The sequence below is a fragment of the Brevundimonas sp. genome (assembly GCF_035998205.1).
In the GTDB taxonomy this organism is placed as follows: Bacteria; Pseudomonadota; Alphaproteobacteria; order Caulobacterales; family Caulobacteraceae; genus Brevundimonas.
This window is the reverse complement of record NZ_DASYHT010000004.1, coordinates 182,660-202,994: the sequence shown is the minus strand read 5'-3', so window position 1 is coordinate 202,994 and position 20,335 is coordinate 182,660. Positions and strand designations below refer to the sequence as shown.

Genomic DNA, 20,335 nt, shown 5'->3' with positions numbered 1-20,335 from the left:
AGCCTGACCACTCGGCCAGGGCGCGCCGGATCGGACCTGTGCGGCCCCCGCTGGCGAGGGTGGCGCTTATCGCCAGCCCGCCGCGCTCATCATCGACTGGGCTTCCGCCTGCCGCGGCCCGTACAGGGACACGGCCATCGGATTGGCCTGGAAGCTGGCATAGGCGTCGACCGGGGCCGGCGCGGCCACGTCAGGGCTGATCGGGTATTCGAAGTTCATCTGCGCGACCAGCGTCTGGGATTCCGGGGTCGACAGGAATTCCAGCAGACGCACGGCGTTGTCGCGGTTCGGCGCGTGGGCGGCGACGCCGCCGCCGGACACGTTCACATGCGCGCCCTGCCCGTTCAGCGACGGATAGGCGAGGCGCAGCTTGCCGGCCACCTCGCGGTCGGCGGCCTCCTCGCCGTTGCCCATGCGGATGAAGTAGTAGCTGTTGGTCAGGGCGATCTCGCAGACGCCCGCCGCCACGGCGCGGATCTGGTCGCGGTCGCCGCCTTCCGGCGGACGCGCCATGTTGGCCACCACGCCGTCGACCCACTGGCGGGCCCGCTCCGGCCCCCAGGCCTCGATCAGGGCGCCGACCAGCGAAAGGTTGTAGACGCTCTCCGACGAGCGGACGCACAGCTTGCCGCGGAAGCGCGGCGAGGCGATCTCCTCGTACGTGTCGATCTCCGACGGCTGAACCCGGGCCGGATCGTAGGCGACGATGCGCGCGCGCCGGGCGAAGCCGAACCACTCGCCGCCGGGGGCGCGCAGGTTGGCCGGGATCCGGCTGTTGATCGTCTCCGAACTGGTCGCCTGCAGCAGGCCGGCCTCCTGGGCGCGCCACAGGGCGCCCGCGTCGGCGGCGACGAAGACATCGGCCGGGCTGGCCTCGCCCTCGGCCCGCAGGCGCGCGATCAGCTGGTCGGCATTGCCCTCGACCACATTGACGCGGATGCCGGTCTCTTCGGTGAAGCGGGCGTAGAGGGCCTCGTCGGCGTCGTAATGGCGCGAGGAATAGACATTGACCACGCCGGCGTCGGCGGCGGGCGCAGCATTGTCGCCGGACTGGCCGCAGGCGGCGAGGATGAGGGCGACGGTCGCCACGGCGGCGACGGCGGCGGAGCGGGACGGGCTGAGAACGCGGATCATGACGCTCGCCTAGCAGTCCTGAGAACGGCTCGCAACCGTTACCCCATGTCGCAGGCCACGACGGGCGCGGTCGCCCCGAGCAGGGGCTCGAACAGGGTGCGGGCGAGCCAGGCCACCACCGGCGCCGGCACCCCGTCCCCGGTGAGATGATAGGCGTCCGTGTCGCTGTCCGGCAGCCCATAGGCGTCATCCAATCCCATCAGCCGCGCCGTCTCCCGCGGCGTCAGCAGGCGCGACCGAACCTCGCCGCGGTCGATCACCAGCAGGGTCTGGCGACTGGAGCCACCCGCCGGCGTGCGCAGACAGCCGGCGATCCCGTCGAAGCGCACCTCGGCCCGCTGCACCCGTCCGCCGGCGCCGTCCGGGCGGGTGCGGCGGTACACCGTGCCCACGGTCAGGCCGCCGGCGCGACGCGCCGCCTCGACCCGATCGCGGTGGGCCGGCGACATCAGGTCCAGCAGGGCGGCCGTCCGCGCGGGGGCGTGCCAGCGGGCCGCCGGCAGGTCGCGCTCCAGAAGATCGGCCAGCCCCGCGCGCGGGGCCGTCGGCGTCGGCAGCCGCCACCAGGCCAGTTGCGCGCGCACATCCGGCGCCAGTTGCGCGACCGCGCGCACCAGCGCCGGAGTATGCCAGGGCGCTTCCGGCCCCGCCGAGGTCAGATCGGCGCCGGGCTGGCCACGCACCCCGACGATGAACAGGCGCGGCCGGCTCTGCGGCAGGAAGGCGTCGGCGTTGATCACCAGCGGCCCGAAGCGGTAGCCGGCCCGGGCGAAGGCCTCACAGATCACCGCGAAGTCGCGGCCGCCGCGCGAGGTGATCGTGCCGCAAACATTCTCGACCACGACGAGGCCTGGAGCCCGACCGACCCGGGCGAGGCCGGTCACCAGGGACCAGAAGGCGTGGAAGGCGCCCGAACGCGCGCCCGCCAGCCCGGCCCCCTGCCCCGCCAGCGACAGGTCCTGACAGGGAAAGGAGCCCCACATCAGATCGGCCCGGCCCGGCAGATCCGCCGGCGTCAGGTCCGCCACATCCCCGACCGTCAGCTCGCCCCCGTCGCCCCAGTTGCGGCGGTAGGCGCGGGCCTTGCGCGGGTCGAGGTCGTTGGCGAACAGGCAGCGCCAGCCCGGCCCGAGGCCGGCGCGGACCATGCCGCCGCCGGCGAAGAACTCGTAGAAGCCCGGCCGCCCCCGCGCATCGGCGGGCGCGGGCCGCAGCCGGCTCGGGTCGCTGGAATCAGCCATGGCCCACGCTGACCCGCAGGGGCCCTGCCGTCCAGAGCGGCGGCTCAGCCGCGGAACAGGGCCTGGGGCAGGCCCGGAGTGTCGACCCGCAGGCGGAACAGGCCGCCGGCCAGCGGGTGGTCGGCGCGCCGCGCCGCATCCATGCCCAGCCAGGCCGTCGTGCAGTACAGGGTCTTCAGGTCCGGCCCGCAGAAGGCCGCCTTGGTCACCGCCGGCACAGGCAGCGGCAGGATCGGCAGCGCCGTCCCGTCCGGGGCCCAGCGGCCGACGCCCCAGCCGTTGAACAGGCCCACATGAAGCACCCCGGCCGCATCGACGCTGGGACCGTCCGGATAACCCTCGCCGGTGACCGCGAAGCGCCGCTTGCCGCTCAGCCGCCCGTCCACGTGGTCAAAGGCGTAGATCAGCTTCTCGAGCGTATCGTGGTGATAGAGCGTCCGGCCGTCGGGGCTCATCGCCGGGCCGTTGGTGACGCCATAGCCATCGTCCACACGGGCCAGCTCGCCGCCGGCGTAGCGATACAGCGCGCCCGAGCGGACCATTTCACCGTCGTCCATCGAGCCGAACCAGAGGGCGCCGTCCGGGCTGATGAAGCCGTCGTTCAGCCGGTTGCCCGGGCGGTCGGCCTCCACTGGCTGGACGAGCTTGAATTCCCCCGTGGCCGGGTCGAAACGGTGCAGCCCGCCGCGGACGCCGCAGATCAGCGCGCCGTCCTCGGTCGGCAGGGCGAAGCCGATCTGGTCCGGGGCGTCCCAGCTCTGCCGGCTGCCATCCGCGTGGCCATAGGCGTGGAGACGGCGGCCCTTGATGTCCACGCTCCAGACCAGACCCCGGGCGGCGTCCCAGACCGGCCCCTCGCCCAGCTCCGCCTTCAGGTCCCAGACCAGCTCGGGGGCGGCGTCGGGTGACAGGGCGGTCATCGGCGATCTCCGTTCGGGATTCGGGAAGTGCAGGCGGCAAGGTTGCATTCCGACGTCCGGGTCGCCACCCCGGTCACCTGATTTGAGCGCCATATTGTCTGACTAATTGCCGCGCGGTAGAAGCGGGCATGACCCGCACATTCCGCTCCAGGGCCTGGTTCGACGATCCGACCAATCCCGACATGACCGCGCTCTATCTGGAGCGGTATCTGAACTATGGCCTGACGCTCGAGGAGCTCAGGTCCGGCAAGCCGATCATCGGCATCGCCCAGACCGGGTCGGACCTGTCGCCCTGCAACCGGCACCACCTCGAGCTGGCAGCGCGGGTGCGCGAGGGCATCCGCGAGGCCGGCGGCATCGCCATGGAGTTTCCGGTCCATCCGATCCAGGAAACCGGCAAGCGGCCGACCGCCGGGCTGGACCGGAACCTCGCCTACCTCGGCCTCGTCGAGCTGCTCTACGGCTATCCGATCGACGCCGTGGTTCTGACCATCGGCTGCGACAAGACCACGCCGGCCTGCCTGATGGCGGCGGCCACCGTCGACATCCCGGCGATCGCCCTGTCGGTCGGACCGATGCTGAACGGCTGGCTCAAGGGCGAGCGGGTCGGCTCGGGCTCGATCATCTGGAGCGCGCGCCAGAAGCTGGCGGCCGGCGAGCTGGACTACGAGGGCTTCATCGAGCTGGTGGCCACCTCGGCTCCGTCGGTCGGCTACTGCAACACCATGGGCACGGCCACCACCATGAACAGCCTGACCGAGGCGCTGGGCATGAGCCTGCCGGGCTCGGCGGCGATCCCGGCCCCGTACCGCGAGCGCGGCCAGATGGCCTGGCGCACCGGCAAGCGCATCGTCGAGATGGCCTATGAGGACCTCAAGCCGTCGAAGATCCTGACGCGCCAGGCGTTCGAGAACGCCATCGTCGTCAACTCGGCCATCGGCGGCTCGACCAACGCCCCCATCCACCTGACCGCGCTGGCGCGTCATGTGGGCGTCGACCTGCCGCTGCAGGCCTGGGAGGAGGTCGGTCACGACGTGCCGCTGCTGGTCAACCTGCAGCCGGCCGGCAAATACCTCGGCGAGGACTACCACCAGGCCGGCGGCGTGCCTGCCGTGGTGGCCGAGCTGATGCGTCATGGCCGCATCCACGAGGACGCCCTGACCGTCAACGGCCGCACCATGGGCGAGAACTGCCGCAACGCCGAAATCGTCCTGCCGGACGTGATCCGCACGCACGAGACGGCGCTCGTCAACGATGCGGGCTTCCTCGTGCTCAGCGGCAACCTGTTCACCAGCGCCCTGATGAAGACCAGCGTCATCAGCCCCGAGTTCCGCGCCCGCTATCTCTCCAACCCGGACGACCCCGACGCCTTCGAGGGACCGGTCGTCGTCTTTGACGGGCCTGAAGACTATCACCACCGGATCGATGATCCGGCCGAGGGCATCACCGACAGCCACATCCTCGTCATGCGCGGCTCCGGTCCGATCGGGCACCCGGGCGCGGCCGAGGTCGTCAACATGCGGCCGCCGGCCTATCTGATCCGCGAGGGCGTCGCCGCCCTGCCCTGCATCGGCGACGGGCGGCAGTCCGGCACCTCGGGATCGCCGTCGATCCTCAACGCCTCGCCGGAAGCGGCCGCCGGCGGCGATCTGGCGCTGCTGCGCAACGGCGACCGCCTGCGCGTCGACCTGAACACGCGGCGGGTCGATGTGCTTGTCGAGGCCGCCGAGCTCGACGCCCGCCGCGAGGCGCTCGAGGCGGCGGGCGGCTATCGCTATCCCGCCAGCCAGACGCCCTGGCAGGAGATGCAGCGCGCCACGGTCGGCCAGCTGGAAACCGGCGCCGTGCTGGAGCCGGCCATCAAGTACCACCGCATCGTCGACACCCTCGGCCCGCCGCGCCACAACCACTGAGGCGGTCGGCTCAGGTCCCGGGCTGGACGTAAGGGATGCGGGCGAAGAAGCGCCGCTCATCGCCGCGCGGGTCGTGCATGACGCGGGACGTCCGGTCGAGGATCATCGTCGCCCGCTCCGGCAGGCGATACTGCGGCCACGGACCCAGCGGCCCCTGCGCCGGCGGCGCGCCGTGCCGGGCGAAGGCGATCAGGGTCTCGCCGAGGGCGTCCGCCAGCGCCTGGGCGTCGCCGCGCAGATCCTCCGCCGCATAGCCTGACCCGGGCGCGCCGATGTTGTCGAACACCAGCGGGATGTCGGCGGTGTGGTAGGCGCCCGTCCGGCCGCTCGGCAGCCGCGCCGGAAGGTCCAGCTGCCACGCCCAGGTCGGCGCGTCCTGCGCGGCTCGCAGCTCCAGCTCGATCAGGGCGGCGCGCCAAGACCGGCCCGCGGTGGTGGCGGCGATCAGCACCTGGTCCGGCGACAGGTCAGGCCTCATGCGCCGATAGACAGCAATCACCGTTTCCGGAGCGACATCGATGCGCAGCTGCTCCGGCGTCAGCCGCTGCGGCAGCGTCTCCCACGTCAGGCCGGCGTTGCGTGGATCATTGCCGAGGAAGGCGAGCGTCTCGTCGGCGGTCTGGCCGATGATCATGGGGATGCCGGCCGACTGCGCCGGCGCGTCGGGATAGAAGGGATGGCGCGGCAGAGCGTCGTCGTCGAGCACCGGTCCGAAATAGACGCCGCCATAGCCGAGCACGGGATCGGTCCGGCGGCCGGCCGCGATCAGGCGCTCCACCGGCAGGGTTCGCACCGCGGCGGCCTGCTCAGGGGTGAGCTCCAGACCCTCCAGCCACGCCGTGGCCCGGCGCGTGGCGTTGATCGGCCCGGACGCCGTGACCTGCTGCCCGCTCATGGTCAGGGCCCGATGGAACAGGCCGGCGCCGCCGGGCATGGCCATCAGGGTGGCGATCTTGGCCCCGCCGCCCGACTGGCCAAACACGGTCACGCACTCCGGGTCGCCGCCGAACCGGGCAATGTTGTCCCGCACCCAGCTCAGGGCGAGGATCAGGTCCAGCTGTCCCGCATTGCCCGAGGCCCCGAAGCCGGGCGCCAGCCGCGCCAGCCAGGCGTAACCGAGCGGGCCGAGACGGTGGTTCAGGGTCACCACCACGGCGTCGCGCCGGCGCGCCAGCCGGGTCCCGTCGTACAGGGGGTCCGAGCCCGAGCCGGTCGCGTACCCTCCGCCATGGATATAGACGAGCACGGGCCGGCGCGCGTCATCGAGGCCGGGCGTCCAGACATTCAGGAACAGACAGTCTTCCGACGTGCCGGACTGGCTGCCGGGCTGAGGACAGGCCGGGCCATAGGCGGTCGCCTCGACCGGCGCGCTCCAGGGCTCGGCCGGCCGCGGCGGCGCGAAGCGATCCAGACGCGTGTCCCGCCCGTAGCGCAACCCGCGGAAGACCGCGACCGGGCCGTCATGGCCGCCAATGACCGGCCCGGCGGTGGTCATCACCTGCGGGGCCGGCCGGGTGTTCCACGCTCCGGCGAGGGCCGCCACAGGCGCGGCGGCGATCACGGCGCGACGGTTGAGCATGACGTCCTCCTGTCAAAAAAAAAGCCGGCGTCCGAAGACGCCGGCCCTGAAGGCTCAGGAGCAATAGGGAAATCAGAACCGGTAACGCGCCCCGAAGTAATACTGACGGCCGGTGTGGTGATAGACCGAGGTGCTCTGGCGGTCGCCGTCGCCAACCCACTGGTGGTTGTACTCGTCGGTCAGGTTGATGCCTTCGAAGGTCAGTTCGACCTGGTCGGTCAGCTGGTAGCTCATCGAGGCGTCGACGTTGAAGGTGTCGAACTTGCCTTCCAGGGCGTTGCCGTTCCGGCCCGGCACGTTCTGCAGATACTCGTCACGCGCCGAGGCCGAGACCCGCGCCGAGAACCGGTCGTCCTCGTAGTACAGGGTGGCGTTCCACGACTGCGGCGACAGCGCCGCGAGGTCCGCCGTGACGAAGTCCGTGCAGGTCGCGTTGTTGCAGTAGTCGATCTCGGATTCGACCTTGGTGTAGTTCAGCTGCACGCCGGTGTTGGCGAGCAGGCCCGGCAGGAAGCTGAACGGCTGCTGATAGCTGATCTCGAAGCCCTTGAGCGGTCCGCCTTCGGTGTTGGCGGCGCTGGTCAGCTGGAAGATCGTCGTCGACGAGCAGACGTTGGTGCAGAAAGCCGGATCGAACGCCGAGGGATTCAGCGCCGTCAGCTCCTGGTACTCCAGGTCCTGGCGGATGATCTGGATGTAGGTGTCGATGTCCTTGTAGAAGTAGGCGAAGGACAACAGGCTGTCCTCGGCGAAGTACCATTCGACGCTGAGATCGTAGGTGGTCGCCCGGAACGGCTCGAGGTTCACATTGCCGATGGTGGCGGTGAAGTTCGGACCGGTCGAGTTCAGCGAGGTGACCGGCACCAGATAGTTGGCGCCCGACAGCGAGTTGTTGATCTGCGGACGCGCCATCACCTTGGCCGCGCCAAAGCGGACCACGAGGTCATCACGCGGCTCGATGGCGAGGTTCAGCGACGGCAGGGTGTCGTCATACTCGTTGGTGCCCTCGACGAGGGTGCCGCCGCCGGTCGAGCTGTAGCCCTGGGCGTAGAGCTGGGTGTTGACCTGACGGACGCCGACGTTGCCGCGGAACGGCATGTCGCCGATCGTCGTGTTGAAGTCCGCCTGCACATAGTAGGCGAGATCTTCTTCCTCGATCAGGCGGTTACCGCCGCGGGCGTTGCCCACGGTGATGCTGCCGAGGGTGAAGTTGCCGCCGGGCAGGCCGGTGTCGCAGTTGCAGTAGATGTCGAACAGGCTGGCGATGGCGTTCAGGTCCGGACGCACCCAGCTGGTGGGCGTCGCGCCGGACGTCAGGTTCGAGCCGAAGCCGGTCAGCAGATTGCTGATGTCGCCCACGGTGACGCCGGCCGGCAGAGCCGGGACGACCGTCTCGTCGAGGCGACGGAACTCATAGGATTCCGAGCTGTAGGTCTTGTAGTTGACCCCCGCCTTCAGCGTCAGCCAGTCGTTGACGTCATAGGCCAGGTCGCCCTGGACGGACTCGAAGATGTTGTCGACGCCGTTCGGCCGGATGCGGATCTCGGAGCGCGGCACGGAGGTGCCGATCTGGCGCCAGCCCCAGGCGGCCGGGTCCGTCACGTTGAACCCGTAGTTGATCACCGGCGCATTGGCGTCGCCCCGGAAGTCCCAGCTGTAGCCGTCGGTGTCCTGACGATCGAGGGTGACCGTGGTCTGGAACGGGTTGTCGTAGTTCGACTCCGCCCGGCCCAGGTAGAACCGACCGCGCAGACGATCCGAGAAGTCATGCTCGGCGGTGAAGCTGAGCTGGAGGAACTCGGTTTCCAGCTGGTCGAAGCGGCTCTCCGAGCGGACGTCCACATTGTCGAACAGGCCGTAGACCAGCATGCCGTCCTGGACCTCGGCCTCGCGGACGATGACCTGGGTCTGGCCGCCGGCCGCCGCGTTGCGGCTGAACGACATGGCCTGGAGGAAGTCCTCCTGACGGGTCGAGTCCAGCTTGGAGTACAGGGCGTCGAAGCTGAACAGGGTGGTGTCGGCCGGCCGCCACTGGAAGGCGGTCGTCACGCCCAGACGTTCCTGCTCGTGCGTCAGGCGGCCGTAGCGCGGCAGACGCGGAATGAAGACGCTGTTCTGGTTCGCGGTGGTATAGGCGGCGACGTTGGCCGGAGTGTTGGCCGCACGCGGGTTGCCGGTGGAGCAGTTGGCCGCCGACGAGCCGTTAGCGCTGCTGTTGCCGGGGTTCTGGGGCGTCACGCCCAGCGGCGAGCAAAAGCCCCCGGAGCTGCCCGAACCGACGGCCGGGGCCCAGCGGACCGAGCTGAAGCCCTCTTCCAGAAGGCTGCGCTCGCTGTAGGCCACCGACACCAGGGCGCCGAACTCGTCGTTCTGGCCGAAGGTGTTCGACAGCAGCAGGGCGCCCCGCGGATTCCACTCTTCCGACAGGTCGTTGAAGCCCATCTGCACCGAGGCCGCGATCGTCGGGCCGCTCGCGGGGTAGTCAAACGGGCGAGCCGCCTGCAGGTCCACCGTGGCGCCCAGCGAGCCTTCCTCGGTCTCGGCCGCGGCGGTCTTGCGGACCTTGATCGAGTTGAACAGCTCCGAGGCGAAGACGTTGAAGTCGAAGCCGCGGCCGCGGTTGGCGCCGCCCGAGGAGTCGGTGCCGCCGGTGGTGGCCTGGGCCTCCATGCCGTTGATGCGGGTGCGGGTGAAGTCCGAGCCGAGACCGCGCACGGTGATCGAGCGGCCCTCGCCCGCGTCGCGGTCGATGGCGACGCCGGGGATGCGCTGGATCGACTCGGCGAGGTTCAGATCGGGAAAGTCGGCGATGTCCTCGGCGAGGATGACGTCGACGACGTTGGCGTCACGCCGCTTGGCGTCCAGCGCCGCGCTCAGGCTGGCGCGGAAGCCGGTGATGACGATTTCCTCGACCTCGGTGGCGTCGGGATCCTGGGCGGCGGCGGCGCCGACGCCGACCGAAAGGGCAACCGCCACACCGGACACGCCGGCGGACAGAATGCGACGAAAACGCCGGGACGAACCCGGACGAAGGGCTTGCGACATGGTGCCTCCTCCCAAAGGACAATGGACGCCGGACTTTGCCGGTCTGTGGTATCTTGTTGGGGCCTCGAAGGCCCTGATTTGACACCGGTGTCAAACTTGGTCTGTTGTCGTCTGACACCGGTAGCAAAAGCGAACCTGAACGAAGATGCGCCTTTCGGCAACCCCGTTCCGTCACCTTGTGGTCACATCGGCGGCAGTCGCGGCGAGCGCCGTGGCGCTGGCGACACAGTGTTATGCGCAGTCGGAGGCCCCGCCCCCCCTCGCCTTTCCGGGGGCCGAAGGCGCAGGACGCTTCAGCGAGGGCGGACGCGGCGGCCGGGTGCTGCGGGTCACCACCCTGGCCGATTCCGGCCCCGGCAGCCTGCGGGAGGCCCTCGACACGGAAGGGCCGCGAACGATCATTTTTGACGTCGGCGGAACCATAGCGCTCGAGCGTCCCCTTCGGATTCGCGAAGGCCGGGTGACCGTCGCCGGCCAGACCGCGCCCGGCGGCGGCATCACGCTGCGCAACCAGCCGCTGCGGATCAATGCGGACGACGTCGTCATCCGCCACATCCGTTCCCGCCTTGGCGACACCGGCGGCGTCGAAGCCGACGCCATCAGTCTTGAGGGCGGCCGCCGGATCATTCTCGACCACGTGTCCGCCAGCTGGTCTGTCGACGAGACCCTGTCGCTCGGCAGCCGCTATGATCCGCCCGAGAGCGGCCTCTACGACGTGACCATCCAGTGGTCGATCATCGCCGAGTCGCTCAACGAATCCGTCCACGCCAAGGGCGACCATGGCTACGGCTCGCTCGTACGCGGCGGCTACGGGGCCCGGTTCAGCTTCGTGCACAACCTCTGGGCCCTGCACCGGGCCCGGATGCCGCGACCGGGCAACTACAACGCCGTCGCCGTCGATCCGGTCGGCCCGCAGATGGAGTTCCGCAACAACGTCTTCTACGGCTGGCGCGGAGACTACGCCGGCTACAACGCCGACGAGACCAGTCGGGCAGCCTATGCCTTCATCGGCAACGCCTACATCCCGGGGCCGATGTCCCGGCCGCGCTTCGCCTTCCGCGAGTCGAACCCCGAGGCGCGCGCCTGGTTCGAGGGCAACAGCATGGACGGCGTCGTCCCGGCGGATCCTTGGAGCCTCGTCGACCGCTCGGACCGCCCCGACTATCGCCTGGCGGCGCGTCCCGACTGGGCCGCCGCGGCCGTCATGACCGCCGCAGACGCCGAGGCCGCCGTGCTGGCTCGCGCCGGCGCCCGCCGGGACCCGGTCGATGCGCGCATCATCGATCTGGTCCGGCAACGGGGCGGGGCGCTGATCGACAGCCAGGCCGAGGTCGGCGGCTGGCCGGAGCTGGCGCCGGGGACGCCGTGGATCGACGGCGACGGCGACGGCCTGCCGGATGACTGGGAACGGGCCCGCGGCCTCGATCCGGCCGATCCGGCCGACGGGGCCCGCGACGCCGACGGCGACGGCTATACGGCGCTTGAGGACTGGCTCAACAGCCTCGTCTGAGACGCGTCAGCGCGCCATCCAGCCGCCGTCGACGGTCAGGATCGTGCCGTGGACATAGCTGGCCGCGTCCGAGGCCAAGAACACCGCCGCCCCCTTCAGGTCCGACGGATCGCCCCAGCGCCCCGCCGGGATCCGCGCGAGGATGTCCCGGTTGCGGGTCTCGTCGGCCCGCAGGGCCTCGGTGTTGTTGGTGGCGAAATAGCCCGGCGCGATGCCGTTGACGTTGATGCCCTTCGCGGCCCACTCGCACGCCAGCAGGCGCGTCAGACCGGCCAGTCCGCTCTTCGAGGCCGTATAGGACGGCACCCGGATGCCGCCCTGGAAGCTGAGCATCGAGCAGATGTTGATGATCTTCCCGCCGCGGCCGCCGCCCACCCACGTCCGCGCCACTGCCTGGCTGAGGAAGAAGGCGCTCTTCAGGTTGGTGTCGATCACCGCGTCCCAGTCGGCCTCGGAGAAGTCGAGGCTGTCCGCACGGCGGATGATGCCGGCGTTGTTGATGAGGATGTCGATCGCGCCGGCCTGGGCGACAGCTTCGGCCACCACATCGCCGATCGGCGCGGTCGTCGACAGATCGGCGGCGAGCGCATGGAAGCCGCGCCCGAGGGCGAGGACAGCCTCGGCGGTCTCGGTCGGGGCCGACCGCCCGACGGCGATGATGTCGGCGCCGGCCTCGGCCAGGCCGACGGCGATCGCCTGGCCCAGTCCGGTGTTGGCCCCGGTCACGAGGGCGGTGCGGCCGGAAAGGTCGAAGGCGGTCATCAGGGCTGGCTCCGGGGGAATCTGGCAGACGGCAGGGCCGTTATAGCGCCCCGCGCGGATTGCGCCGACAGGTAACCGGTGTCATGGTTGAAATCAAATCGGGGCGACACGAACTGAACCTCGCCGCCGGGCTTTGTCCGACGGCGATTTCCGCGCACCCTGCCCCATCTTTCCAGAAGACCGCCCAGAGGACCGTCATGAAGATCGCGCTCATCAACGAGAACAGCCAGGCCGCCAAAAACGCGACGATCCATGCGGCCCTGACCGCGGTGGCCGAGCCGCTGGGCCATCAGGTGTTCAACTACGGCATGTACACCGCCGAGGACAAAGCCTCGCTGACCTACGTCATGAACGGCCTGCTCGCCGGCATCCTGCTCAACTCGAAGGCGGCCGACTTCGTCGTCACCGGCTGCGGCACCGGCATGGGCGCCATGCTGGCGTGCAACTCCATGCCCGGCGTGTTCTGCGGCCTGGTCATCGACCCGACCGACGCCTTCCTGTTCGGCCAGATCAACGACGGGAACGCCATCTCCATGCCCTACGCCAAGGGCTTCGGCTGGGCGGCCGAGCTGAACCTTCAGGACGTCTACCGCAAGCTGTTCGAGGGCGAACGCGGCCTCGGCTACCCGAAGGAGCGCGCCGAGATCATGGCCCGCAACCGCGGCATCCTGAAGACCCTGAAGCAGGCCACCTGCAAGGACATGCTGACGGTCCTCAAGACGGTCGATCAGGACCTGCTCAAGGCCGCCATCGCCGGCGAGCGCTTCAGCGAGTACTTCTTCGCCAACTCGCAGGACGAGGCGATCAGCGCCTATATCGAGGGCGTGCTCAAGGGCTGAGGCCCCGACGCCGCCGCGCTGCCGCCGGAGCTCAGGCCCGGGGCGGCGCGGTGGAGTCCCGCACCACCAGCGACGGGTCGACCTCGGGCTGCTCCAGCGTCGCGGGGTCGAGTCCCCGCAGGCCGGCCGTGAGCTTCTCGGCCGCCATTCGCCCCATGTCCCGGATCGGCAGGCGCACCGTGGTCAGGTTCGGCCACACGCGCGACGCCATCGGCAGGTCGTCAAAGCCGACGATCGACAGGTCGAAGGGCACATCGAGGCCACGGTCGCGCGCGGCCTTCATCACCCCGATGGCCATCTCGTCATTGCCGGCGAAAATGGCCGTGGGCGGCTCCGGCAGGGCCAGCAGCTCGGCCGCCGCCGCGGCGCCCGTCTCGAAGGTATAGGCCGCCTTGCGCACATAGGCGGGATCCAGCGTCAGCCCGTGCGCCGCCAGTCCCTCGGCGAAGCCCCTGCCCCGCTCGTGCGACGAGCGGAAGCTTTCCGGACCGGAGATGAAGGCGATGCGCCGGTGCCCGAGTTCGGCCAGATGCCGCGCCGCCCGGGCCGCGCCGCGGCTGTCGTGGGTCACCACCATCCGCTCGGGGGCGTCGAGCGACACCGAGGCGATCCGGACATAGGGCGTCTCGGCCGCCTCGAGGATGGCGATGACCCGCTCGTCCTCGGACACCGAGGGCGGCATGACCACCCCGAACAGCTTCTGCCGCACCACGAAGGCCCGGACATTGTCGAGAAAGTCCGGCGCCGCGCGGTCGCACGGGTGCACGACCAGCTCCAGCCCCGAGCCGCGCACCCCGTCGAGGATGCCCTGTTGCATGTTCACGACGTAGTTCGGGCTCGGGTTGTCGTAGATCATCCCGGCCAGGAACGATCGGCGGAACGCCAGCCCGCGCGCCTGCGGATCCGGGGTGAAGCCGAGTTCGGCGATGACGCCCTCGACGCGGCGACGGGTCTCCTCCCGCACCGAGGGCGAGTTGTTGATCACCCGCGACACGGTCTTCTTCGACACCCCGGCGATGCGGGCGATGTCGTTGATCGTCGAAGGCTTGCCGCCGGGTCTGCGGGAGTCGCTCAAAACCGTGTTCGTCCTGTCGATTCCCGACCCCTAACCGGGAATCGGAGCCGCCGCCACCGTTCAGGTGGTGCGGCGGCTGGCCGGCCGGTCCAGCACCTCGTCGCGCAGCGGCGTCATGAAGCGAAGGTCCCAGTCGGCCGGATTGAACGGCTTGCGCGTCGGCTCGCCGACCGCCGGGTAGCCGCCGACCTCGCGCTCGTTGTCGATGATCTCGCCGCGGCCCTCGGCCACCTCCGCCACCAGCAGCAGGTCGCGGCGGTCACGGTCCCACGGCCGCGCCCCGACCTTGGCCAGCACCGAGACCTGGACATCGCGGGCCGGGATCGGCTCCAGCCCTTCCCACCAGACCGGCGGGCGGCGGGTCTGGATGATGCGGGCGCCGGTGGTGGTGTAGCTGCCGAACATGCGCAGCGGCGCCCCGACCTGGTCGACGGCGATATTGTCCCGCCCGTAGTACTCCAGGTCGCCGGCCCCGCCGATCATGACGAACGCCAGGTGGTCCGTCGGGGTCGACGGCCCGGCGCGCAGCACATTGCCGACCGCGGTCATCTTGCCGACCTCGTAAGGCACCGTCCCCCATTCCTCGGCCTGGAGGTTGTAGTGGATGGCGCGCGGGCCGCAGTTGTAGATCAGGTTGTTGGCGATGACCCCGTGCACGCCACCCTTGAACAGCGGGTTCCGCTCGTAGTTGTGGGCATAGAGATTGCCGACGATCAGCAGCCCCGAGACGTTGTCGTGGATCAGCGAGCCCTTGGAGTGCTCGCCCTTGGAGTGGGTGGCGTAGGCCAGGCTCTCGCCGACCAGATTGTTCGAGAAGGTGATGTTGTGGCTGGTGCCGGCGCGCCACTCGTCCGGCGTCGACCCGGTGAAGCGCGGGCCCGAGGCTGACAGGTTCTCGTCGGTCGCCCAGGTCAGGCTGCAGTGATCGATGATGACGTTGCGCGCGCCGACGGTGGCGATCGAATCCTCGTCCCAGCCGCTCATCCACGCCTGTCCGGCGGAGCCTGGCCGGATCCGGATGTGCTGGACGATCACGTCATGCGCCGTGATGTCCATGCCGCCCCGGATCAGGGTGATCCCCGGCGACGGGGCCGTCTGGCCGGCGATCGTCAGATAGGGATTGCGCAGCCGCAGGGTCTGGCGCTCGAGATCGATCACCCCGCCGACCTCGAAGACGATGATGCGCGGCCCCTCGGCCTCGATCGCCTCGCGCAGCGAGCCCGGGCCCGACCCGGCCAGCGTCGTCACCCGCAGGATGCGCCCGCCCCGCCCGCCCGGCGTGGCCGAAGCCCAGCCCAGGGCCCCCGGAAATGCCGGCAGGCCGTCGCCGGCGGCGGTCTGGGCCACGACGGGAGAGCCCCCCAGAACGCTGCCGAGCGCCCCCAGCGCGAGGGGCGCGGCGGCGACGCCAAGCAGGGCCGCGCGGCGGGTCGGGGCAGCAAGGCTCTCGGTGCGGATCCGGCTCATTTCAACTCTCCCTGTGATGGTCGGCGCGGGTTTCGAAGGTCCCCGGCTCGGTCTGATTGTCCTCGTTCGAGACATGATTGACACCGGTTTCCTAACTGCGCAATGTCCGCGGCCAAGGGAGGCGGCGTGAGCCACTTAGAACAACATACATCCGATCCTGCCACGGTCGCGCGCGCCTTCGTCGCCGCCCGACGCGGCGCGTTTGCGGCTCCGGTCTATCCGGGCGACGCGCCCGCCACGATGGTCGAGGCGTACGAGATCCAGGACGCGGCCATCGCCGCCTGGCCGGACCGCATCGCCGGCTGGAAGCTGGGACGCGTGCCGCCCCCGCTGGACGAGCGCTACGGCGCGGGCCGGCTCGCAGGCCCGATCTTCAGCCGCAACGTCTGGCTGGCCGGCCCGGAGCCGACCGCCTTCGGCGCCATCGTCGGCGGCTTCGCCGCGGTCGAGGCCGAATACATCCTGGAGATCGGCGAGGCGCCGCCCGTGCGCCCTGCCAGCGGCGAGCGTTGGAGCGCGGAGTCGGTCGCCCCCTATGTCGCGGCCGTGCATATCGGCATCGAGATCGCCGGCAGCCCGTTCGCCGGGATCAACGACCACGGTCCGGCCGTGACCGCCTCGGATTTCGGCAACAATGCGGGACTGATCCTCGGGGCTTCGGTCGCCAACTGGCGCGACCGCCTCGACGAGCTGACCTGCCGTGTGGAGATCGACGGCGTCGAGATCGGGACCGGCGGGGCCCGCTCCATCCCCGGGGGGCCGCTGGACTCGCTCGCCTTCCTTCTGAACCTGCTGGAGACGCGGGGGCGCCGGCTCGATGCCGGCCAGTTGATCTCGACGGGGGCCGCCACCGGCGTGCACCGCATCGAGATCGGTCAGTCCGCCGTCGCCGATTTCGGCGACGACGGGCGGATCGCCTGTGTCGCCGTGCCCGCTGTCGGAGCCGTCGCATGAGCCTGAGCCGCCGCGCCTTCGCCCTCACGGGTCTCGCCGGGGTCGCCGGCGTCGCCGCCTGCTCCCGCGCCGGGGGCGGCAACGCGCCGCTCAAGGCGGCCGACGTTCATCCGTCCGACTATCCGACCGTGACCGCCGTCGGCTGGATCGGCGAGGAGCTGGAACGGCTGACCGACGGTCGGGTGCGGATCCGCCAGTATCCGTCCGGCCAGCTGGGCTCGGAGGACGACTCCATCGGCCTGACGCGCTTCGAGGCGATCGACATCTGCCGCGTCTCGGTGGCCGCGCTGAACAACGCCTTCCCGCAGACCGTCCTGCTGTCGCTGCCCTATGTCTATCGCTCGACCGAGCACATCCGGGCGGTGATCGACGGTCAGATCGGCCACGACCTGCTCAACATCTTCGAGGGCCGCGGTCTGGTGGGGCTCGCCTACTACGACGCCGGTCCGCGCAACCTCTACAACGTGCGCAGGGCCGTGACCGAGCCTGGCCAGCTGCAGGGGCTGAAGATCCGCACGCCCCAGTCCGACGTGTTCCTCGACACCCTGCGGGCCATGGGCGCCAACCCGACGCCGCTGGGCTTCAGCGCCACCTTTTCGTCGCTGCAGACGCACCTGATCGACGGCGCCGAGAACAACTGGCCCAGCTACCAGTCCAGCCGTCAGTTCGAGGTCGCGCGCTATCTCAGCATCACCGAGCACTCCTATCTGCCGGACGCCCTGCTGATCTCGCGCGCCAGCCTGAACCGGCTCGAGGCGCGCGACCGGGACGTCGTGCTCGATGTCGCCCAGCGCTCGGTGCCGATCATGCGGGCGGCGTGGGAGACGCGCCAGGCCGAGGCGCGAGAGGCGGTCCTCGCCGCCGGGGCCCAGGCCGTCGAGGTGGACCGCGAAGCGTTCGCTGCGGCCACCCGCCCGGTGCTCGACAAGTATCTGAGGTCGCCCGAGCTGCGGGCCCTCTACGACCGCATCGCCGCGACGGCCTGAACGGTCGCGCCATCGTCAAGCGCCTAGGGAGGGCGTCCATGTCTGAACCCCGCTCAGGAGGCGGTCGCCTGCTCGATCATCTGGCCACGGCCGCGATGATCGTCGCCGCCGTGGCCCTGGTCGTCATGACCCTGGTGCAGGCGTGGCAGGTGTTCGCCCGCTATGTGCTCAACGACAGCCCCGGCTGGACCGAACCGGTCGCCCTGCTGTTCATGAGCCTGGCGGTGATGTTCGGCTCCGCCGTCGCCGTGCGTCGGGAAACCCACTTCGCCTTCCTGACCCTGCGCGACGCCCTGCCCGGCCCGCTGAACACCCTCAGCCGGGTGATCTCGCGGCTGATCGCGGCGGCGGCCGGCGCGGCCCTGATGATCCTCGGCGGCCAGCTGATGATCGATGAGTGGGCGGTGCCCCTCGCCGGCGCCCAACTGCCGTCCGGCGTGAAGTTCATCGGCCTGTGCTTCGGCGGCGCGCTGATCCTGGTGTTCGCCATCGAGCGGCTGCTGACCGGCGACTACGTCCCGGCGCAGGAGGACTGAGCATGGAATTCATCATTCTGTTCGGCGTCTTCGCCGCGCTCCTGCTGATCGGCGTGCCGGTCGCCTTCTCGCTGCTGACCGCGACCGTCGCCACCGTCATCTACCTGGCCCTGCCGCCGATCGTGGTGTTCCAGCAGATGGGCTCGGACATCACCTCCGTGGCCCTGCTGGCCATCCCGCTGTTCGTCTTCACCGGCGAGCTGATGCTCAAGGGCGGCCTGTCCGACCGGATGATCGCCCTCGCCTCCTCGCTCGTCGGCCACATGCGCGGCGGTCTGGGCCAGGTGTCGGTCGTCGGCTCGACCCTGTTCGGCGGCGTCTCGGGCAGCGCCCTGGCCGATGTCTCGGCCATCGGCGGCACCATGATCCCGCAGATGAAGAAGCGCGGTTACGACGTCGACTATGCGGTCAATGTCACCATCACCGCGGCGCTGGTCGCCCTGCTGGTGCCGCCGTCGCACAACCTGATCCTGTTCTCGGCCGCCGCCGGCGGCGGGGTGTCGATCTCCGACCTGTTCGCCGCGGGCATCATCCCCGCCGCCATGCTGGCCATCGCGGTCATGACCACCGCCTATGTCGTCGCCCGTCGTCGCGGCTATGCGGCGGAGCCCTTCCCGGGCTTCCAGGCCGTGCTGGTGCGCACCATCGCCGCCATCCCGGGCCTGCTGCTGATCGGCATCATCTTCTTCGGCATCCGCGCCGGCATCTTCACCGCCATCGAGAGCGCCTCGATCGCCGTGGTCTACGCCACCGTCGTGACCGGCCTCGTCTATCGCCAGATGTCGTTCAAGGCCTTCAAGGAGGCCTGCCTCGGGGCCGCCCGCACCTCGGGCGCGGTGCTGTTCATCATCGGCGCCGCCGGCGCCTTCGGCTGGCTCATGGCCTATCTGCAGGTGCCCTCGATGATGGTCGAGTTCCTGCAGAGCCTGACCGACAACCGCATCCTGATCCTGCTCATGATCATCGTGGTGCTGCTGATCCTCGGCACCTTCATGGACCTGGCCCCGCTGATCATCATCGGCACCCCGATCTTCCTGCCGGTGGCGCGCGCCTTCGGCGTCGATCCGGTGCACTTCGGCGTGATCATGATCCTCAACGCCGGCATCGGCCTGATCACCCCGCCGGTCGGCTCGGTGCTGTTCGTCGGCTCGGCCATCGGCGGCATCCCGATGACCCAGACGCTGAAATCGATCTGGCCCTTCTATCTGGCCTGCGTGACCGTGCTTATGCTGGTGGTGTTCATTCCCGAACTGACCCTCTGGCTGCCCTCCCTGCTGCGATGACCCTGACCCTGCGTGACCCCGGGACCTGCCGCTTCGACTGCGCGGCGCTCGGGGAGGTGATGCTCCGCCTCGACCCGGGCGAGGGCCGGATCCGCACGGCCCGGTCCTTCCAGGTCTGGGAGGGCGGCGGCGAGTACAATGTGGCGCGCGGCCTGCGAAAGACCTTCGGGGCGCGCGCCACGGTCGTCACGGCCCTGCCCCGCAACGAGCTGGGCGCCCTGTGCGAGGACCTGATCCTGCAGGGGGGCGTGGACGTCTCGCACATCCTCTGGCGCGAGGCCGACCCGATCGGCCGCGACGTGCGCATGGGGCTGAACTTCACCGAGCGCGGCTTCGGCGTGCGCGGCGCGCTGGGCGTCTCCGACCGCGCCCGCTCGGCGGCGGCCCAGTTGAAGCCCGACGAGATCGACTGGGACGCCCTGTTCGGCGCCGAGGGCGTGCGCTGGCTGCACACCGGCGGCATCTTCGCCGCCCTGTCCGAGAGCACGGCCGAGACGACCCTCGCCGCCGTCCGCGCCGCGAAGCGCCACGGGGTGGTGGTCAGCTATGACCTGAACTACCGCCAGAGCCTGTGGGCCGCCCATCCGGACCCGGACGCCGGCCGCCGGGTCAACCGCGAGCTGGCGACCCTGGTCGATGTGCTGATCGGCGACGAATACGCCTACGCCTCCTGCCTCGGGCTGGACCCCGGCCCGGCGCGGGCTCACCCGGCCGACCCGGCCCCGTTCGACGCCCTGGTGGCGCGACTGCGCGGCGAGCTGCCCAATGTGGCGGTGTTCGCCGCGACCATGCGCAACCCGGTCTCGGCCTCGCGCAACGGCTGGGGCGCCGTGGTGTGGGACGGCGACGTCCGGGCGGAAGTGGCCCCGCGCGAGATCGACATCCTCGATCGCGTCGGCGGCGGCGACGGCTTCGCCGCCGGCCTGATCCACGCCTATCTGACGGCTCAGGGCCCCGAGGCCGCCGCCCGCCTCGGCTGGGCCCAGGGCGCCCTGGCCATGACCACCCCCGGCGACACCGCCATGACCTCGCTGGCGGAGGTGGAGGCGCTGGCGGCGGGTGGCTCAGCCGCGGCGGTGCGGTAGGGGGCG

General features: G+C 70.3%; 16 protein-coding genes. 8 read left to right on the top strand and 8 right to left on the bottom strand.

The genetic code is table 11. The features are described from left to right. Positions 1-66 precede the first annotated feature (66 nt). From VGN74_RS03635 to VGN74_RS03625, 3 genes are read right to left on the bottom strand one after another with little or no spacing between them, the layout of a single operon-like run. Positions 67-1,134, bottom strand: a complete 1,068-nt coding sequence (locus VGN74_RS03635) for an extracellular solute-binding protein (protein WP_327445993.1) — start codon at positions 1,132-1,134, stop codon at positions 67-69. Between the two features lie 38 nt (positions 1,135-1,172). Then, complete coding sequence (locus tag VGN74_RS03630) at positions 1,173-2,375, bottom strand: DNA cytosine methyltransferase (RefSeq protein ID WP_327445992.1); 1,203 nt, start codon at positions 2,373-2,375, stop codon at positions 1,173-1,175. Between the two features lie 44 nt (positions 2,376-2,419). Beyond that, positions 2,420-3,295, bottom strand: coding sequence for an SMP-30/gluconolactonase/LRE family protein (locus VGN74_RS03625; RefSeq protein WP_327445991.1), 876 nt, complete (start codon positions 3,293-3,295; stop codon positions 2,420-2,422). Between the two features lie 128 nt (positions 3,296-3,423). Between VGN74_RS03625 and VGN74_RS03620 the strand changes: the two genes are divergently transcribed. Continuing rightward, the gene (locus VGN74_RS03620; RefSeq protein ID WP_327445990.1) at positions 3,424-5,208 is read left to right on the top strand and encodes an IlvD/Edd family dehydratase; all 1,785 of its coding nucleotides are present in this window, start codon (positions 3,424-3,426) and stop codon (positions 5,206-5,208) included. A gap of 10 nt (positions 5,209-5,218) precedes the next feature. On the opposite strand, the gene VGN74_RS03615 is transcribed toward VGN74_RS03620, so the two are convergent. After that, positions 5,219-6,787 (bottom strand): carboxylesterase/lipase family protein, encoded by a 1,569-nt coding sequence (locus tag VGN74_RS03615; protein ID WP_327445989.1) that lies wholly within the window; start codon positions 6,785-6,787, stop codon positions 5,219-5,221. Positions 6,788-6,859: 72 nt separating this feature from the next. Further along, positions 6,860-9,832: a TonB-dependent receptor gene (locus VGN74_RS03610; RefSeq protein WP_327445988.1), complete on the bottom strand. Its 2,973-nt coding sequence runs from the start codon at positions 9,830-9,832 to the stop codon at positions 6,860-6,862. A 211-nt stretch (positions 9,833-10,043) separates the two neighbouring features. Here VGN74_RS03610 and VGN74_RS03605 point away from each other — a divergent pair, with 211 nt between their 5' ends. Continuing rightward, a complete protein-coding gene (locus tag VGN74_RS03605) occupies positions 10,044-11,342 on the top strand; it encodes a pectate lyase (RefSeq protein WP_327445987.1) in 1,299 nt (432 codons plus the stop codon). Between the two features lie 6 nt (positions 11,343-11,348). Here VGN74_RS03605 and kduD read toward each other — a convergent pair whose 3' ends face one another. Continuing rightward, positions 11,349-12,107, bottom strand: a complete 759-nt coding sequence (kduD, locus tag VGN74_RS03600) for a 2-dehydro-3-deoxy-D-gluconate 5-dehydrogenase KduD (protein WP_327446674.1) — start codon at positions 12,105-12,107, stop codon at positions 11,349-11,351. 194 nt (positions 12,108-12,301) lie between these two features. On the opposite strand from kduD, the gene VGN74_RS03595 reads away from it, so the two are divergent. Beyond that, positions 12,302-12,943, top strand: coding sequence for an RpiB/LacA/LacB family sugar-phosphate isomerase (locus VGN74_RS03595; RefSeq protein ID WP_327445986.1), 642 nt, complete (start codon positions 12,302-12,304; stop codon positions 12,941-12,943). Positions 12,944-12,974: 31 nt separating this feature from the next. On the opposite strand, the gene VGN74_RS03590 is transcribed toward VGN74_RS03595, so the two are convergent. Both VGN74_RS03590 and VGN74_RS03585 read right to left on the bottom strand, forming a co-directional pair. Continuing rightward, positions 12,975-14,018 (bottom strand): LacI family DNA-binding transcriptional regulator, encoded by a 1,044-nt coding sequence (locus VGN74_RS03590; protein WP_327445985.1) that lies wholly within the window; start codon positions 14,016-14,018, stop codon positions 12,975-12,977. 60 nt (positions 14,019-14,078) lie between these two features. Continuing rightward, positions 14,079-15,485 (bottom strand): pectate lyase, encoded by a 1,407-nt coding sequence (locus VGN74_RS03585; protein ID WP_327445984.1) that lies wholly within the window; start codon positions 15,483-15,485, stop codon positions 14,079-14,081. Positions 15,486-15,611: 126 nt separating this feature from the next. Between VGN74_RS03585 and VGN74_RS03580 the strand changes: the two genes are divergently transcribed. The 5 genes from VGN74_RS03580 to VGN74_RS03560 are packed head-to-tail and all read left to right on the top strand — an operon-like array spanning position 15,612 to position 20,329. Further along, entirely contained in the window at positions 15,612-16,439 is an 828-nt protein-coding gene (locus VGN74_RS03580; RefSeq protein ID WP_327445983.1) for a 2-keto-4-pentenoate hydratase, read from the top strand. Continuing rightward, positions 16,436-17,425 (top strand): TRAP transporter substrate-binding protein, encoded by a 990-nt coding sequence (locus VGN74_RS03575; RefSeq protein ID WP_327445982.1) that lies wholly within the window; start codon positions 16,436-16,438, stop codon positions 17,423-17,425. Before VGN74_RS03580 ends, VGN74_RS03575 begins: the two co-directional genes overlap by 4 nt. Positions 17,426-17,463: 38 nt before the next feature. Continuing rightward, entirely contained in the window at positions 17,464-17,961 is a 498-nt protein-coding gene (locus VGN74_RS03570) for a TRAP transporter small permease (RefSeq protein ID WP_327445981.1), read from the top strand. A 2-nt stretch (positions 17,962-17,963) separates the two neighbouring features. After that, positions 17,964-19,244: a TRAP transporter large permease gene (locus tag VGN74_RS03565; protein ID WP_327445980.1), complete on the top strand. Its 1,281-nt coding sequence runs from the start codon at positions 17,964-17,966 to the stop codon at positions 19,242-19,244. After that, complete coding sequence (locus VGN74_RS03560) at positions 19,241-20,329, top strand: sugar kinase (RefSeq protein WP_327445979.1); 1,089 nt, start codon at positions 19,241-19,243, stop codon at positions 20,327-20,329. Before VGN74_RS03565 ends, VGN74_RS03560 begins: the two co-directional genes overlap by 4 nt. The last annotated feature ends 6 nt before the right edge of the window (positions 20,330-20,335 follow it).